General features: G+C 64.9%; 16 protein-coding genes and 1 pseudogene. 15 read left to right on the top strand and 2 right to left on the bottom strand.

Annotation, left to right across the window (positions count from 1 at the left end; translation table 11 throughout):
• Positions 1-147: 147 nt before the first annotated feature.
• The 4 genes from CCC_RS15445 to CCC_RS15430 all read left to right on the top strand — a co-directional run bounded on the left by CCC_RS15445 (position 148) and on the right by CCC_RS15430 (position 2,227).
• Positions 148-762 carry a nicotinate-nucleotide adenylyltransferase gene (locus CCC_RS15445; RefSeq protein ID WP_009870499.1) on the top strand — a complete coding sequence of 205 codons (615 nt, stop codon included), beginning with the start codon at positions 148-150 and terminating at the stop codon, positions 760-762.
• Positions 672-1,178: a ribosome silencing factor gene (rsfS, locus tag CCC_RS15440; RefSeq protein ID WP_322097216.1), complete on the top strand. Its 507-nt coding sequence runs from the start codon at positions 672-674 to the stop codon at positions 1,176-1,178. Before CCC_RS15445 ends, rsfS begins: the two co-directional genes overlap by 91 nt.
• Positions 1,178-1,636, top strand: coding sequence for a 23S rRNA (pseudouridine(1915)-N(3))-methyltransferase RlmH (gene rlmH, locus CCC_RS15435; RefSeq protein WP_009870497.1), 459 nt, complete (start codon positions 1,178-1,180; stop codon positions 1,634-1,636). Before rsfS ends, rlmH begins: the two co-directional genes overlap by 1 nt.
• 75 nt (positions 1,637-1,711) lie before the next feature.
• Positions 1,712-2,227 (top strand): hypothetical protein, encoded by a 516-nt coding sequence (locus tag CCC_RS15430; protein ID WP_009870496.1) that lies wholly within the window; start codon positions 1,712-1,714, stop codon positions 2,225-2,227.
• Positions 2,228-2,631: 404 nt separating this feature from the next.
• On the opposite strand, the gene CCC_RS15425 is transcribed toward CCC_RS15430, so the two are convergent.
• Entirely contained in the window at positions 2,632-3,330 is a 699-nt protein-coding gene (locus CCC_RS15425) for a class I SAM-dependent methyltransferase (RefSeq protein WP_009870495.1), read from the bottom strand.
• 5 nt (positions 3,331-3,335) lie between these two features.
• Positions 3,336-3,812: a tRNA (cytidine(34)-2'-O)-methyltransferase gene (locus CCC_RS15420; RefSeq protein ID WP_041042016.1), complete on the bottom strand. Its 477-nt coding sequence runs from the start codon at positions 3,810-3,812 to the stop codon at positions 3,336-3,338.
• Between the two features lie 152 nt (positions 3,813-3,964).
• Between CCC_RS15420 and petA the strand changes: the two genes are divergently transcribed.
• The 11 genes and pseudogenes from petA (at position 3,965) to CCC_RS15370 (ending at position 15,670) form a co-directional block, all read left to right on the top strand.
• Entirely contained in the window at positions 3,965-4,519 is a 555-nt protein-coding gene (gene petA / locus CCC_RS15415) for a ubiquinol-cytochrome c reductase iron-sulfur subunit (RefSeq protein WP_009870493.1), read from the top strand.
• Positions 4,520-4,530: 11 nt separating this feature from the next.
• A pseudogene (locus tag CCC_RS22840) lies at positions 4,531-5,763 on the top strand (cytochrome b); the annotation flags it as partial.
• Between the two features lie 12 nt (positions 5,764-5,775).
• A complete protein-coding gene (locus tag CCC_RS22835) occupies positions 5,776-6,525 on the top strand; it encodes a cytochrome c1 (RefSeq protein ID WP_322097228.1) in 750 nt (249 codons plus the stop codon).
• Positions 6,526-6,735: 210 nt separating this feature from the next.
• On the top strand, positions 6,736-8,520 hold the full coding sequence (gene msbA, locus CCC_RS15405) for a lipid A export permease/ATP-binding protein MsbA (RefSeq protein ID WP_041042014.1): 1,785 nt from the start codon (positions 6,736-6,738) through the stop codon (positions 8,518-8,520).
• Positions 8,521-8,538: 18 nt separating this feature from the next.
• Positions 8,539-9,249, top strand: coding sequence for a lysophospholipid acyltransferase family protein (locus tag CCC_RS15400; RefSeq protein ID WP_009870490.1), 711 nt, complete (start codon positions 8,539-8,541; stop codon positions 9,247-9,249).
• On the top strand, positions 9,246-10,520 hold the full coding sequence (locus CCC_RS15395; RefSeq protein ID WP_009870489.1) for a 3-deoxy-D-manno-octulosonic acid transferase: 1,275 nt from the start codon (positions 9,246-9,248) through the stop codon (positions 10,518-10,520). Before CCC_RS15400 ends, CCC_RS15395 begins: the two co-directional genes overlap by 4 nt.
• Positions 10,507-11,484 carry a tetraacyldisaccharide 4'-kinase gene (lpxK, locus tag CCC_RS15390; RefSeq protein ID WP_041042012.1) on the top strand — a complete coding sequence of 326 codons (978 nt, stop codon included), beginning with the start codon at positions 10,507-10,509 and terminating at the stop codon, positions 11,482-11,484. Before CCC_RS15395 ends, lpxK begins: the two co-directional genes overlap by 14 nt.
• On the top strand, positions 11,481-12,350 hold the full coding sequence (locus CCC_RS15385) for a lysophospholipid acyltransferase family protein (protein WP_009870487.1): 870 nt from the start codon (positions 11,481-11,483) through the stop codon (positions 12,348-12,350). Before lpxK ends, CCC_RS15385 begins: the two co-directional genes overlap by 4 nt.
• A complete protein-coding gene (locus CCC_RS15380; protein WP_009870486.1) occupies positions 12,347-13,267 on the top strand; it encodes an SAM-dependent methyltransferase in 921 nt (306 codons plus the stop codon). Before CCC_RS15385 ends, CCC_RS15380 begins: the two co-directional genes overlap by 4 nt.
• Before the next feature lie 41 nt (positions 13,268-13,308).
• Complete coding sequence (locus tag CCC_RS15375; RefSeq protein WP_009870485.1) at positions 13,309-14,409, top strand: hypothetical protein; 1,101 nt, start codon at positions 13,309-13,311, stop codon at positions 14,407-14,409.
• 19 nt (positions 14,410-14,428) lie between these two features.
• On the top strand, positions 14,429-15,670 hold the full coding sequence (locus CCC_RS15370) for a NupC/NupG family nucleoside CNT transporter (RefSeq protein WP_009870484.1): 1,242 nt from the start codon (positions 14,429-14,431) through the stop codon (positions 15,668-15,670).
• Positions 15,671-15,690: the final 20 nt, after the last annotated feature.

Raw genomic sequence — 15,690 nt, 5'->3', positions numbered from 1 at the left:
ACGGATGAACACGGATTGCGCTTCGCGCTCACGGATGGACACGGATCAGGAGGGGAAATGGGCCGTGGCCGATTTCTTCTCCCCGTCCATCCGTGGCTGGCGCAGCCCGCATCCGTGTTTATCCGTGTCTCTTGATATGTCGGAACCATGGTGACCCGCCCGCCGTTGAACCGTTGGGGCGAGCGCCGACGGGCGCGGGTCGGGCTGCTGGGTGGTTCGTTCAACCCGGCCCATGACGGGCACCGGCATATCGCCCTGCTGGCCCTGCGGCTTCTGAAGCTGGACGAGGTCTGGCTGCTGGTCAGTCCGCAGAATCCCTTGAAGCCGGTCGCGGGCATGGCGCCGCTTGCCCAACGTCTCGCCTCGGCCCAAGCCATGGCGGCCGGTCATCCCCATCTGCGTCCCACCAAGATCGAGACCCAATGGGGCACATGTTACACCGCCGACACCCTGACGGTGTTGCGCCAGCGCTTTCCCCACATCCGCTTCGTCTGGCTGATGGGCGCCGATAATCTGGCCGGTTTTCATCGCTGGTTGCGCTGGGACGACATCTTCCGGTCGGTCCCCGTTGCGATTCTGGCGCGGGGTCCCTATTCTGCGCGAATCCTGGGCAGCCGGGCGGCTCATCGCTTCAAGGCCAGCCGCCTGCCGTCGTCCAGGGCCAGATTTTTGTGGCAAGGACAGCCGCCCGCCTGGGTGTTTCTGCACATCCGGCGTCACGCCGCCTCGTCCACCGCCATCCGCAACAGGAGAGAACCATAGCCCGCAAACCCGCCGCCAAGGCCGAACCCGCCCCCGCTCCCGCTCCTACCCTGGCGGAACTGGTCGCGGCCACCCTGGACGACCACAAGGCCGAGGACGTGATCGTCCTGGACCTCAAGGGCCGCACCTCCATCACCGATACCATGATCATCGCCACCGGCAAGTCCCAGCGCCAAGTGGGTGCCATGGCCGACCATGTGGAAAAGGCCCTGAAACAGGCCGGGCAGAAGGTCACCATCGAGGGCATGCCCCAATGCGACTGGGTGCTGGTGGATGGCGGCGACATCATCGTCCATCTGTTCCGCCCCGAAGTGCGCGCCTTCTACAATCTGGAAAAGATGTGGGGCGCGCTGGAAGCCAAGGCCGATGCGCCGACCGCCTCGGCGGTGCGCGCCAAGGCCATCGAACAGGGCTGATGCGTCTTCTCATCGCCGCCGTGGGCAAGGCCAAGGCCGGGCCGGAGCAGGAGCTGTTCCGCCAATATTGCCGCCGCCTGACGCCGCCGCCCATCCTCAAGGAGGTCGAGGAGAAGCGCCCGCTTTCCGGCGCCCAGTTGAAGGCGCGCGAGGCCGAGCTTCTGCTGGCCGTGATCCCCGACGGCGCCAAAGTGGTGGCCCTGGACGAGCGGGGCCGCGACCTGGGCTCGGTGGAGTTCGCCGGGAAATTGCGGGATTGGCGCGACGGCGGGGCCCAGGACATCGCCTTTGTGATCGGCGGCGCCGATGGTCATGGCGACGCGGTGCGCGACCGCGCCGATCTGTTGCTGTCCTTTGGCCGCCTGACCTGGCCGCACATGCTGGTCCGCGCCCTGCTGGCCGAACAGTTGTGGCGGGCCCATTCCATTCTGACCGGGCATCCCTATCATCGGGCATAGGACCAAGCGCTCTTGAAATTCTCCCTCTCATAGCGCAAGGATGGGGCCGGGGAGTTGGTAGGATTCCAAGGAGGGGTGGTGACGGAATCAGATATTCCGCCGGAAGAGCGGGTGGCATTCGAGGAATACGTCGCCAGAGTCGAGGGCACCAATATCAGCGCCCAGACTCTGCTTGCCACCGATTACCTCAACCATTTCAATGAAATCGTCATGCTGCTCGACATGATTCCGGACATGCCGGACATGATCGAGGAATGCAAGATGTGGGCTCCCAAGAGCTATCAGGAGCATTTCGCCGATTCCACCTTCAAGGACAAGCAGCTGGCGGTGGAGGCCTATGAGCGCGTCCCCACCAAGTTCCGCCGTCCCTTCGAGGAAACCATCAACCATCTGAACACGCTGATCCTCGGTGGCGTGGTCAAGCTGGAAGAGGAAATCGTCGCGGGCGCCGATCCGGGCCTGACCACCGAACACGTCAAGGCCATCTCGCGCGCCGCCCAGGCCCTGATGGACTGTGCCAACGCCATCATCCACGGCTCGGACCGCGCCATGGCCCAGGTGGAAATCGACGGTCTGTTGGGCGGGACCTAGCGTCGTGCCTTTAATCTGAACCAAGCTGTCACCCTTGAGGCAAAGCCCACGGCTGCCCGGTTTAATTTGAGGCGGCAGAGGTGGAGTCATGAGACACGGATGTCACGGATACGGTGCTTCGCACCGCTCACGGATAAACACGGAAATGCTTTCGTTTTCGGCCACTTCCCCGACCTTGGCCCCAGGATGACCCTACGGGATTTTTATAATCCGTGTCCATCCGTGTTCCATAACCAGATGAAACCCGCATTGGCTCTGCCTTTTGGGTCTCTCATGGAAATTTAAACCGGACAACCGTGGGCAAAACCGAAGGGGCTTTCACGAGAGAACGTCTGCCGTTTCTGCGTGAAAGATCCTTCGCTTGTACTCAGGATGACTGCGCGCCTCACATTTTGGGCTCGCCGCTAAACCTTCCTAGACACCCAACCGCCAAAGCACAGCGCGCGGAAATAGGGTTCCGGCGGGCCGAAGCCGGTTTCGGCCAGAAGAGCGGTGAGCCGCGCTTCGGGCAGCGGGAAGATGTCGCGGTCCACATGGCGGAAACCCTTGTCCACCTCGACCTCGGGAATTCCCGCCGCCAGTTGCAGGTGACGCCACCAGACGCGCAACTGCTGCTGCCAGGCATCATCCCAGGTACCGAACAGATCGGCCAGGACCAGCGGAGCGCCGGGCTTCAGATGGGCGGCGATTTCTTCCAGAAGGGATTTCTTGGCCCCGTCATCGGGCAGGAAATGCATGACCAGCAGCAAGGTGGCGGCGTCGAAGGGCTCGAATTTGGGCAGATCGCCCACCTTGGAAGGGTAGAGCCGCACCCGGCTGGTCAGGTTGTGCTCCCTCACCTTGACCTCGGCATGTTCCAGCATGTCCTTGGAAGGGTCGACGCCCACGACCGATAGATTGGGGCAGCTTTGGGCCAGGGCCACGCATTCCGCGCCGGTGCCCGCGCCGATCACCAGGGCGCGGCCCTTGCCGCCGGTGGTCTCGGCGACGATCTGGCACGACAGCACATGCAATGCGTCATAGCCGGGGATGGCCTCGCGCACCCGGTTGTCATAGGCCGCGGCGCGGTCGGTGTCCCAATGCTTGACGGTATCGCTGCTCATGCTCGTCAGTCCCCCTCCTCGGGAAAACCATCCAGACGCCGCAACGCCTCGGCGGTGGCGATGGCGGCGGCCAGCGCCACGTTGAGCGACCGTGCCCCCGCTCGCATGGGGATGCGAATTCGCGCCCCGGCCCGGTCGAACACCTCAGTGGGCACGCCACAGCTTTCCCGTCCGACCATGATGGTATCTCCGGGCGCGAAAGGAAAGCGGTCATGACGGTCCGCGCCCCCCGTCGTCAGCAGCACCAGACGGCGTCCGCCGGAGGCCAGGGTGGCGGCGAAGGCGTCCCAGGAGACGTGGCGAATGTAGCTGGCCTGATGAATATAATCCATTCCCGCCCGGCGGACCTTGCGTTCGTCAAGAACGAAGCCGCAAGGTTCGATAATATCGACGCCGACCCCCAGGCATGCGGACAGGCGCAGCAATGTTCCGGCATTCTGCGGTATATCCGGCTGAAAAAGGGCGAGTCGAAGGCGTTCCAACGGCTGTCTCGGTGACAAAAATTTGTGCGGTGCGGCAGCGCTTAGCCCTGTAGCATATTAGGTAACGCGCATGGACGTCGAGACGGCTGTTGAAACGACTCGGACGATGTGGTTAATAGTCGCGCTTCCGCGGGCCAACAAGAGGATTAATCATGGCTGATCAGGCACACAATGCCCAGCCCTCGTCGGTGGACGGGCAGACACGGCGGGATTTCCTGCTGTACGCCACGGCCGGCGTCGGTGCGATTGGGACTGGCTTGGCACTTTGGCCGTTCGTGCACAGCATGAACCCGGCCGCCGATACTTTGGCGCTTTCGACCACCGATGTGGACATCTCGGCCATCAAGCCGGGCCAGGCCGTCACAGTGGTGTGGCGCGGCAAGCCGGTTTTCGTCCGAAATCGTCTGCCTGAAGAAATTTCCGCCGCCGAACAGGCGGCCGTCGCCGATCTGCGCGATCCGCAGAAGGACAGCGACCGGGTCAAGAAGCCCGAATGGCTGATCCTGGTCGGCGTCTGCACCCATCTGGGCTGTGTGCCGCTGGGCCAGAAGCCCGCCGACCCCAGGGGTGAGTTCGGTGGCTGGTTCTGCCCGTGCCACGGGTCGCACTACGACACGTCCGGTCGCATCCGCAAGGGCCCGGCTCCCGCCAACCTGCCGGTGCCGCCTTATCAGTTCACCAGCGACACCACCGTCCGGATCGGCTGAGGGGACCCGTCATGAGCGACTTCAAGAGCAACAACAAGGTGGTCAACTGGATCGAAGAGCGCCTGCCCATCTTCTCGATGGTGCAGCATAGCGCGATCGAATATCCGACCCCTCGCAATCTGAACTACTGGTGGAACTTCGGTTCGCTGGCCGCGGTGATGCTGATCATCATGATCCTCACCGGTCTTTTCCTGGCCATGAACTATTCCTCCCACACCTCGCTGGCCTTCGACTCGGTCGAGCGCATCATGCGTGACGTGAATTACGGCTGGCTGCTGCGTTATCTGCACGCCAACGGCGCCTCGATGTTCTTCATCTTGGTGTATATCCACATCTTCCGCGGCCTCTATTACGGTTCGTACAAGTCCCCGCGCGAGATTCTGTGGTTCGTTGGCATCGCCATCTATCTGGCGATGATGGCCACCGGCTTCATGGGCTATGTGCTGCCCTGGGGCCAGATGTCCTTCTGGGGCGCCACGGTGATCACCAACCTGTTCTCGGCCTTCCCCGTGGTGGGCGAGTTCATCGTCACCCTGCTGTGGGGCGGCTTCTCGGTGGACAATCCCACGCTGAACCGCTTCTTCGCTCTGCACTTCCTGCTGCCCTTCATCATCCTGGGCCTGGTCGTGGTGCATGTGTGGGCGCTGCATACGGTGAAGTCGAACAACCCGCTGGGCATCGACATGAAGGGGCCGCAGGATTCCATCCCCTTCCACCCCTTCTACACGGTCAAGGATCTGTACGGCATCGGCCTGTTCCTGATGTTCTACCTGGCCTTCGTGTTCTGGGCGCCCAACTTCTTCGGCGAGCCCGATAACTACATTCCGGCCAATCCCATGGTGACGCCGCCGCACATCGTGCCCGAATGGTATTATCTGCCGTTCTACGCGATCCTGCGCGCCTTCACCTTCGATCTGCCCTTCCTGCCTGCCAAGCTGCAGGGCGTGCTGGCCATGTTCTCGGCCATCCTGATCCTGTTCGCTCTGCCCTGGCTGGATACCTCCAAGGTGCGTTCGGCCAAGTTCCGGCCGCTGTACCGCCAGTTCTTCTGGCTGTTCTTCGCCAACGCCATGATCCTGGGCTATGTGGGTGGAAAGCCGGCGGAAGGCATCCTGGTCAAGATCGGCCAGTTCTGCACCGCCTACTACTTCGCCCACTTCCTGATCATCCTGCCAATCCTCGGCAAGATCGAGAAGCCCAAGGCTCTGCCGGCGTCCATCGCCCAGCCGGTGGTCAAGGCCGCCGCCCTGATCATTATGCTGATGGTCGGTCTGGCCGGTTTCGGCTCCGAGGCCAGCGCCAACACCGCTGGTCCCGAGCTGAAGAAGCCCGCCACTGCCTTTTCCTGGGAAGGCTTGTTTGGCAAGCATGATCAGGCGGCGCTGAAGCGCGGCTGGCAGGTGTTTCATGACGTGTGCTCCAATTGCCACTCCATGAAGCTGGTCGCCTATCGCAGCCTGGCCGATATCGGCTTCACCGCGGACGAGATCAAGGCCTTCGCGGCCGAGAAGGAAGTCCCGGATCAGCCCAACGACGAAGGCGTGGTGGTCAACCGTCCCGCCCGCGCGTCGGACAAGATCGTGCCGCCGTTCGCCAACGAAAAGGCCGCCGCTGCGGCCAATGGCGGCGCCGCGCCGCCCGATCTTTCGCTGATGAACAAGGCCCGCAACAACGGTCCCTACTACGTCTACTCGCTGCTGCTGGGGTATGAGGACGCCGCTCCCGAGGGTCATCCGATCCCCGAGGGCAAGTTCTTCAACCACTACTTCCCCGGCAACGCCATCAGCATGCCGGCGCCCATCATGGACGACATCGTCTCTTATGCCGACGGCACCAAGGCGACCAAGGAGCAGGTGGCCTACGACATCGTGACCTTCCTCAACTGGGCCGCCGAGCCCGAGTTGAACGCCCGCAAGTCCATGGGCGTCAAGGTGATGGTGTTCCTGACCCTGCTGACCGCCCTGCTCTACGCGCTGAAGCGTCAGATCTGGAAGGACGTGCACTGAGGGGGCTGGCCCGCACCTGACGTGGCATATCCATAAGCGAAGGGACGGCCGCCGTTGGCAACAACGGCGGCCGTTTCGTTTGTTTGCCCCTCGGCCTCAGCGTTCGCTCCGCTCGCTTGGCCGCGGCCGCAATGGCCGCCGTTTCGTTTGGATGGCGCGGGCGGGCGTGATATGGTCCGCCCGCATGTGCGGACAGGGGTCGTCAATCCGTTGAGCAAGCAGAAGATTTCCTTCGATCATTCCACCTGGGTGCTGGTGCGCCGCCTGTTCAACGAGGGCATGCGCCCCTATATGGGCAAGGTCACGGCAGCGGTGTTCTGCATGGTGGTGGGCGCCGCCGCCAATGCGGGCTATGCCCTGCTCATGGACCCGGTGGTCAACAAGATCTTCACCGAGAAGCGGCCCGAATTCCTGGTCCCCCTGGCGGCGGCCGTTCTGGCCACCTTTGCCGTCAAGTCCGTGTGCAATTACGGCGAGGCGGTGTTCCTGTCCAAGGTGGGCCTCAGGGTCATCGCCGATATGCAGGCGCGTCTCTTCGCCCATCTGATGCGGCTCGACATCGCCTTCTTTCATGCCAATTCCACCGGGCGCATCCTGTCGCGGCTGACCAACGACATCTCGCAGATGCGTTTCGCGGTGTCCGACGCCCTGACCGGGGCGGGCAAGGATGCCTCGTCGGTGATCTTCCTGATCGGCGCCATGTTCTATCAGGACTGGCGGCTGTCGGCCTGGACCTTCTTCATCTTCCCCATCGCCATTCTGCCCATCCGCAAGCTGGGCCGGCGCATGCGCAAGGTGACCGCCAACACCCAGGAGCATATGGGCCAGCTCACCACCTATCTGGAGCAGGCGGTCCAGGGCATCAGGGTGGTCAAGGCCTATGGCATGGAGGACTACGAGAAGCGCAAGGTCGGCGCCCTGGTGGAGATGCTTCAGGACCTGATCTACAAGGCGGCCCGTGTGCGCTCCGCCTCCTCGCCCATCATGGAACTGCTGGGGGGCATCGCCATCACCGTGGTGATCCTCTATGGCGGCACGCGGGTGGTGGAGGGCGAAACCACGCCCGGCGCCTTCTTCTCGTTCATCACCGCCCTGATGCTGGCCTATCGCCCCATCAAGTCTCTGGCCGCCATGAACACCAATCTGCAGGAAGGTCTGGCGGCGGCGGCCCGCACCTTCTCGGTGCTCGACACCCAGCCCACCATCTTCGAAAAAGACGGCGCTCCCGATCTGGTGGTGCTGGAGGGCAATGTCAGCTTCGAGGGCGTGTTCTTCACCTATGACGGCGCCAAGGCGGTGCTGGACGGCATCGATCTGGCCGTGCCGGGCGGCAAGACCGTGGCCCTGGTAGGGCCGTCGGGGGCGGGCAAGTCCACGGTGCTGAACCTGCTGCCCCGCTTCTACGATGTCACCGACGGCCATGTCCTGGTGGACGGCCAGGATGTGCGCGGCGTCAGTCTGGCGTCCCTGCGCTCCAAGATCGCCCTGGTCAGCCAGGAGATCACCCTGTTCGACGATACGATTCGGGCCAATATCGCCTATGGCCGCTTTGGCGCCACCGACGAGGAGATCGAGGCCGCCGCCCGTTCGGCCGCCGCCCATGACTTCATCGTCAGCCTGCCCGAAGGCTACGACACTCTGGTGGGCGAGCGCGGCCTGAACCTGTCGGGCGGTCAGCGCCAGCGTCTGGCCATCGCGCGCGCCATGCTGAAGAACGCCCCCATCTTGCTGCTGGACGAAGCCACCAGCGCGCTCGACACCGAATCCGAGCGTCAGGTGCAGACCGCCCTGGAACTGCTGATGCGGGGCCGCACCACCATCGTCATCGCCCACCGTCTGTCCACCGTGGTCAATGCCGACCTGATCCATGTGCTGGACAAGGGCAGGGTGATCGAATCAGGCGACCACAACGCGCTCATCGCCAGGGACGGAACCTATGCCCGTCTCTATGCCATGCAGTTCGCCGAGGAAGCCACCAAGGTCACCGGAGGCTGAGCCCATGGGCCCTATACGATGAGCTGGGCCAAGCGCATCGGAAAGAGCGAGGGCTTGCGCGGGCTGCTGTGCTGGCTGGGCTCGCTCTACATCCGCTTGGTCTATCTCACGGGCCGCTGGAGCGTGGTCAATGGCGGCCATGCCCAGGCGCTGTGGGACCAGGGAAAGCCTTTCATCCTGGCCTTCTGGCATGGCCGCATCCTGATGATGCCCAAGTCGTGGCGGCCAAGCGTTCCCATCCACATGCTGATCAGCCAGCACCGCGACGGCCAACTGATCGCGCGCACCGTGTCGCATTTCGGCATCGACACCGTGCAGGGCTCGACCACGCGGGGCGGCAGCGCGGCGCTGCGCTCCATGCTGAAATTCCTCAAATCCGGTCAATGCGTCGGCATCACCCCCGACGGCCCCAAGGGGCCGCGCATGCGGGCCAGCGACGGTATCGTGGCGGTGGCGAAACTGGCGGGTGTTCCCATCCTGCCCGCCACCTTCGCCACAAGCCGCCGCACCTTGCTGGGTAGTTGGGACCGTTTTGCCGTGGCCTGGCCGTTCTCTCGGGGCGTCTTTGTCTGGGGCGATCCCATCGTTGTGCCCAAGGATGCCGACGAGGCGGCCATGGAGGCGGCGCGCCAGGCGGTGGAGGACAGCCTCAACGCCATCACCCGCGACGCCGATGCCAGGATGGGCCAAGAAACGCCGGAGCCGGACACGGCCGAGGGGGCGGCATGATCTACCGCCTGTACCGGGGCCTCACCACCATGGGCGGGCCGCTGATTTCCGCCTATCTGGAGCGGCGCAAGGAGCGCGGCAAGGAAGACGGCGTGCGCTTTCCCGAGCGCCTGGGCCATCCCGGAAGCGCGCGGCCCATGGGGCCGTTGGTGTGGATGCATGGCGCCTCGGTGGGCGAGGCCCTGTCCATGCTGCCCCTGGTGGAGCGGTTGATCGCTCGTGGCCTCTCGGTACTGATGACCACGGGCACCGTCACCTCGGCACGCCTGCTGGCCGAGCGCCTGCCCAAGGGCGCGGTGCATCAATACGTACCGGTGGACCGCATCGCCTATGTGCGGGCCTTCCTCAATCACTGGCGGCCCGATCTGGCCCTGTGGGCGGAATCGGAATTCTGGCCCAATCTGCTGGCCGAGACCCGCCATCGCGGCATTCCCCAGGTGCTGATCCAGGGCCGCATGTCGGCCAAATCCTTCGCCGCCTGGAAGAAGGTTCCCGGCTTCATCCATAAGATGCTGTCGGGTTTCGCGCTGTGCCTGGCCCAGACCGAATCCGACGCCGGACGGCTGCGGGCCCTGGGCGCGCGCGAGGTGCGCTGCCTGGGCAATCTTAAATACGCGGTGGCGCCCCTGCCTTGCGACCAAGCGGCGCTGGAGCGGGTGAAGGACCAGATCGCCGGACGGCCCCTGTGGCTGGCGGCCAGCACCCATCCGGGCGAGGAGGCCCTTGCCGGGCGGGTCCATGCCGTCTTGGGGCTTTCCGGCCTGCTGACCATCATCGCGCCCCGCCATCATACGCGGGGCAAGGAGGTGGCGGACGAGTTGCGGGCCCAGGGTCTGACCGTATCATTGCGCTCGGCGGGCGAGGCCATCACGCCGGAAACGGCGGTCTATGTGGCCGACACCATGGGGGAGCTGGGCCTGTTCTACCGCCTGGGCGGGCCGGTCTTCGTAGGCAAGAGCCTGTGCGTCGGCGGCGGGCAGAATCCGTTCGAGCCCGCCCTTCTCGGCGCCGCCGTGCTGTTCGGTCCCCTGATGGACAATTTCCCCGACATGGCGCCCTCCATGCTGGCAGCAGGGGCCGCCTTGCGGGTCAGGGACGAGGGTGAACTGGCCGTGACCCTGCGCGCCCTGCTGGCCGACGTCCAAGGCTTGCAGGCGGCGGGTGCGGCTGCCAAGGCTTGGGCCGATGGCGAAGCGGGGGTGCTTGATCAGGTGGAAGACGCCCTGGCGCCCTACCTGGCCCCCTTGGAGGCCGGTCATGCGCGCTCCTGACTTCTGGCGCAGGGATAATGCGGTTTCCCGCCTGTTGTCCCCCCTGGGCTCGGTCTACGGCTGGGTGGTGCGCCACCGCCTGGAGCGGGCCGAGGAATACCGTCCCGCCATTCCGGTGATTTGCGTCGGCAATATCGTGGCGGGCGGAGCAGGCAAGACGCCGGTGGGTATCGCCCTGGCCCGGCGCCTGATCACTGCCGGGGTCAAGCCGCATTTCCTGACGCGGGGCTATGGCGGCACCGAGGTGGGGCCGCGCGCCGTGGATCTCGACCGCCACGACTTCGCACGCGTTGGTGACGAGGCCCTTCTGCTGGCCCGTGAAGCGCCCACCTGGGTGGCGCGCTGGCGGCCCGATGGGGCCGTGGCCGCCGCCGAGATGGGGGCCGAGGTGATCATCATGGATGACGGCTTCCAGAACGGCTCCATCGCCAAGGACCTGTCGCTGGTGGTCGTCGATGGCAGTTACGGCTTCGGCAATGGCCGCACCATGCCGGCCGGGCCGTGCCGCGAGCCGCCCGATCAGGGGCTGGCCCGCGCCGACGCCATGGTGGTGATCGGCAAGGATCGCCGGGGGCTGGCGGAACTGGCCCGCGCCCACGATATCCCGTTGCTGGCGGCCCGTCTGGTGCCCGGCGCCGAGGGCGCCGAGTTGAAGGGCCGCAAAGTGGTGGCCTTCGCCGGAATCGGGCGGCCGGAAAAGTTCTTCGCTTCCCTAAAGCAGTGCGGGGCGCGGCTGACCGCCGATCATTCCTTCCCCGACCACCACCCCTTCGCCCGCGCCGATATCGAGGCTCTGCTGGCCGAGGCCGAGTCCAACGAGGCCCTTCTGGTCACCACCGCCAAGGACCGGGTGCGCCTGCCCGCCGATCTGCGCGCCCGTGTGTCGGTTCTGAGCGTATCGCTGGACTGGGAGGACCCGTCTTTGCTAACACCCCTGTTCGATCGAATCGGAGTGCGGGCATGACGAAAAAGGAACTGCGCCAGCGCCTGGAAGCCCTGGGGGCGCGGGCCATTTGGGCGCTGTTCGCGGCACTTCCCCTGGACGCCGCCTCGGGTCTGGGCGGCTGGCTGGGCCGCTCGATCGGGCCGCTGCTGGGCGGTGTCAACCGCACGGCGCGCAAGAATCTCAAATCCGCCTTCCCCGAGAAGAGCGATGCCGAGATCAAGGCCATCATCCGCGCCATGTGGGACAATATCGGCCGGGTGGCGGGCGAGTTCCCCCACCTGCACCAGATCGCCACCCAAAGGGTGGAACTGGTCGGCACGGAATATATCGACCTGCTGCGCGATGACGGGCGGCCGGGCATCTTCATTTCGGGCCATGTGGGCAATTGGGAGATCAACGGCGCCGTGGCGGCGCTTCACGGCCTGCCGCTGCATCTGGTCTATCGCGCCGCCAACAATCCTTATGTGGAGGAGCTCTACCGCAAGGGCCGGGCGAGCGTCGCCACCACCATGATCCAGAAAGGGCCTGAAGGGGCGCGTCAGGCGCTGATCACCCTGAAGAAGGGCGGCCATCTCGGCATGCTGGTGGATCAGAAGATGAATGACGGGGTGCCCGTTCCTTTCTTCGGCCGCGATGCCATGACCGCCCCGGCCCAGGCGGCCTTCGCCACCAAGTTCAAATGCCCGCTGGTGCCTGCAAGGGTGGAAAGGCTGGGCGGCGCCCATTTCCGGGTCACGGTCTATGCCCCCATGGACTTCCCCCATACCAGCGACAATCACGAGGATAACCGCCTGCTTCTGGTCCGCATCAATGCCCTGCTGGAGGAGTGGATCCGCGAGCGGCCCGACCAGTGGCTGTGGGTCCACCGGCGTTGGCCGGAATGAGCGGCGAATTCACCGCCTATCTGGCCGCCGCCGGGTTCGAGGACGATCTGCGGGCCGAACTGGGCGAAGTTACCGCCGAATACGGCCGCCTGATGCTGTCGCCCGGCCCGCCTAAGCCCGCCGCTTGGGCGCAGAATATCTGGGCCGAGCCCCGGATGTTGGAGGTGGCCTCCATCGGCGAGGCGGCCAAGGCGCTGAAATCCATCCAACGCAACTGGTGGCCCTACGAGTTCCATCTGCACCGCCGTACCGCCCTTCTGGCCGAGAAGCTGCCCAAGGTCTCGGCCAGGCCGCTGGTCTTCGGCACGGCCGCGCCCGCCGCTCCTCTGGGCTCGTTCACCTGGATCGACGAGGGCCATATCCTGGCCTCGGCCCAATGCTCCAGCCCCTTTCCCAATGGCGAGGCCGCCTTCGTCGAGGATCGCGAGACGCCGCCCAGCCGCGCCTATCTCAAGCTGTGGGAGGCCTTGACCCTGGCCGGAGAAATGCCCGGTCCGGGTCAGACCTGCATCGATCTCGGCGCCTGTCCGGGGGGCTGGACCTGGGTTCTGGCCGCCACCGGGGCAAGGGTGATCAGCGTGGACAAAGCGCCGCTGGCCCCCAATGTGGCCGCCATGCCCAATGTGGACTACCGCCAGGGCAGCGCCTTCGGTCTGGAGCCCGCCGAGATCGGCAGGGTGGACTGGCTGTGCTCGGACGTCATCTGCTACCCCGAGCGGCTGTTGCGGCTGGTGGAGCGCTGGCTGGAAAGCGGGCTGGCGCGTAATTTCATATGCACCCTTAAATTCCAGGGTGAAACCGACCACGAGACGGCGCGGGCCTTTGCCGCCATTCCCGGCTCGCGGCTTATGCATCTGGCCCACAACAAGCACGAGTTGACCTGGATGCGGCTTGCCTCCCTATACCCTTCGGAGTAAACCAGTAGGTCCGGGGAACATTTACCAGGACCTACCGCCTCATGTCCGTCGCCAAGCTTCCACCTCCGGTGGAGATCGATACCGAGACCAAGAAGGGCGTCATCGAGGGGCTGAAGAAGGTGCTGGCCACCTTCCAGCAGGCCGGTCTGGTGGAGCCTGCCGTCACCTACCAACAGGTGATCTCGGACCCTGACATTCTCCAGTTTTTCATCAAGACCTTCCAGGCCAAGCGCGACATGGTCGACGACATCGTCCGCGCCAAGGAAGGCAAGGACCCGGTCCGCGACGAAAGCACCCCCCTGGTTTGCGGAATCAGCCTGGGCCAGATCCAGCAATTGCTGGTTCGGACCTGCGCCAAGAAGATCTTCGAGGCCGACAAGCCCATGGAGACCATCACCGAGACCGTGACGACGAAAAGCATGTTCGGCCTGATCAAGAAGACCGAACAGGTGGAGCGTCAGGCGGTGGATCCGGTCGAGGAACGCAAGGTGCGCGAATTGTCGCGCTATATCGCCTTCGGCTGGCAATTGCCGTTGCTGGAGGTCTACCGGAGCAAGCTCAGCTATCCCCAGATCATCGAGATCGGCGAGGATATCGTGGCCCTGCCCACCGCGGCCCATATCGAGGCGGTGGCCAAGTTCGAGCCCGACAAGCTGAAGAAGGTCAAAGCCGCCGTCGGTTCTGATTTCGGTGCCGTTCTCGCCGAGCGCCCACAGGCCATCGGCGGCATCTCGGTGTGGAACCGCGATATGTTCGAGTTCTTCAGGAAGACGCTGGGCGATCACGCCTGGACCTTCTTTGCCCGTGACCAGGCTTTCTTCAATGTCTGTGCCGCCCTGGACAAGTCGGTGGCCAAGATCTTCGGCGACATGCTGTGCTATATCGCCGCCGAGAATCTGCAGGAGATTCAGCGCCTCAACATCGACAAGGTCGAGGTGATGGTGCATTCGCTCAAAACCGGGTTCGGCCCCCGTGCCGAGGAAATCCTGGCCATTCCCGCCTTCGCCAAGGATATCCTGCGCAAGGTGGTGGACAACCTGCTGCACATGACCCAGGAGAAGGACAAGCTGATGCTGGCCTTCGGTCTGTCCATCAAGGCCATGGTGCCCGCCGTGGACGAATGGCTGGCCAAACGGCATTGAGACCGGTCGGCGTATTGGCATGACGGGCCAGGGACTCATCGGCATCTTAGGTCTGGTGGGGCTGGCCCTTCTGCTGTCCGAGGACCGCCGCGCCGTGTCCTGGCGGGTGGTCGCCGCAGGTCTGGCCGTGCAACTGAGCCTGGCCCTTCTGCTGCTCAAGGTTCCCGCCGCCAAGCTGCTGTTCCTTGGCCTCGACCGGGCGGTGGATGCGTTGCAGACCGCCACGCGGGCGGGGACCAGCTTTGTCTTCGGCTATGTGGGTGGCGGGCCCGCGCCCTGGACTGCCGCCAATCCGGCCTCGGGCTTCATCCTTGCCTTCCAGGCCTTGCCCCTGGTTCTGCTGATGAGCGCGCTATCGGCCCTGCTCTATCATTGGCGCATTCTGCCGGTGGTGGTGCGGGCCGCCTCGCGTCTGCTGGAAGCATCCATGGGGGTGGGCGGCGCAGTCGGCGTGTCGGCCTCGGCCACCGCCTTCCTCGGCATGATCGAGGCGCCGCTCCTGATCCGTCCCTATGTGGGCAAGCTGTCGCGGGGCGAGCTGTTCCTGGTGATGACGGCGGGCATGTCCACCATCGCCGGGACGGTGATGGTGCTTTACGCCACCTTCCTGGAGGGCGTCATTCCGGACGCCATCGGCCATCTGCTCACCGCCTCGCTGATCTCGGTGCCCGCGGGGCTGATGATCGGCCGGGTCATGGTGCCCGATCGCGCCATGACCGGGGCGGGACAACTGGGCGACGGCCACGGATATGCCGGGTCCATGGATGCCGTCGTCCAGGGAACCATGGACGGCGTCCGCCTGCTGGTGGGCATTGTCGCCATGCTGGTGGTCCTGGTCGCCCTGGTCAGCTTGGCCAATGCCGGTCTCGGCCTGCTGCCTGACGTGGCGGGCGCGCCGGTCACCCTGCAGCGGGGTCTGGGCTGGGTCATGGCTCCGGTGGCCTGGGCCATGGGAATTCCCGCGGCCGAGATGGTGACGGCGGGCGCCTTGATGGGGACCAAGACGGTGCTGAACGAGCTTCTGGCCTTCCTCGATCTGGCGCATCTGCCGCCCGAGGCCTTGTCGCCGCGATCCAGGCTGATCATGACCTATGGCCTGTGCGGCTTCGCCAATCTGGGCTCGCTGGGCATCCTGATCGCAGGATTGTCGGTGATGGCGCCCGAGCGCCGCGCAGAGATCGTCGGCCTGGGCGGGCGCTCAATCATTGCGGGTACGATGGCCAGTTGCCTCACCGGAAGCATGGTGGGGCTGCTGCTGTGATCCGGGCCATTCGCGGATTG

The sequence above is a fragment of the Paramagnetospirillum magnetotacticum MS-1 genome (genome assembly GCF_000829825.1).
Taxonomy (GTDB): domain Bacteria; phylum Pseudomonadota; class Alphaproteobacteria; order Rhodospirillales; family Magnetospirillaceae; genus Phaeospirillum; species Phaeospirillum magnetotacticum.
This window is presented reverse-complemented; position numbering and strand designations above follow the sequence as displayed.

Bases quoted from the DNA above. Each gene is read 5' to 3' on its own strand.
- CCC_RS15445 (WP_009870499.1), top strand. From the start codon at position 148: ATGGTGACCCGCCCGCCGTTGAACCGTTGGGGCGAGCGCCGACGGGCG.
- rlmH (WP_009870497.1), top strand. From the start codon at position 1,178: ATGCGTCTTCTCATCGCCGCCGTGGGCAAGGCCAAGGCCGGGCCGGAG.
- CCC_RS15425 (WP_009870495.1), bottom strand. From the start codon at position 3,330: ATGAGCAGCGATACCGTCAAGCATTGGGACACCGACCGCGCCGCGGCC.
- petA (WP_009870493.1), top strand. From the start codon at position 3,965: ATGGCTGATCAGGCACACAATGCCCAGCCCTCGTCGGTGGACGGGCAG.
- CCC_RS22835 (WP_322097228.1), top strand. From the start codon at position 5,776: ATGCTGATGGTCGGTCTGGCCGGTTTCGGCTCCGAGGCCAGCGCCAAC.
- CCC_RS15400 (WP_009870490.1), top strand. From the start codon at position 8,539: ATGAGCTGGGCCAAGCGCATCGGAAAGAGCGAGGGCTTGCGCGGGCTG.
- CCC_RS15395 (WP_009870489.1), top strand. From the start codon at position 9,246: ATGATCTACCGCCTGTACCGGGGCCTCACCACCATGGGCGGGCCGCTG.
- lpxK (WP_041042012.1), top strand. From the start codon at position 10,507: ATGCGCGCTCCTGACTTCTGGCGCAGGGATAATGCGGTTTCCCGCCTG.
- CCC_RS15385 (WP_009870487.1), top strand. From the start codon at position 11,481: ATGACGAAAAAGGAACTGCGCCAGCGCCTGGAAGCCCTGGGGGCGCGG.
- CCC_RS15380 (WP_009870486.1), top strand. From the start codon at position 12,347: ATGAGCGGCGAATTCACCGCCTATCTGGCCGCCGCCGGGTTCGAGGAC.
- CCC_RS15375 (WP_009870485.1), top strand. From the start codon at position 13,309: ATGTCCGTCGCCAAGCTTCCACCTCCGGTGGAGATCGATACCGAGACC.
- CCC_RS15370 (WP_009870484.1), top strand. From the start codon at position 14,429: ATGACGGGCCAGGGACTCATCGGCATCTTAGGTCTGGTGGGGCTGGCC.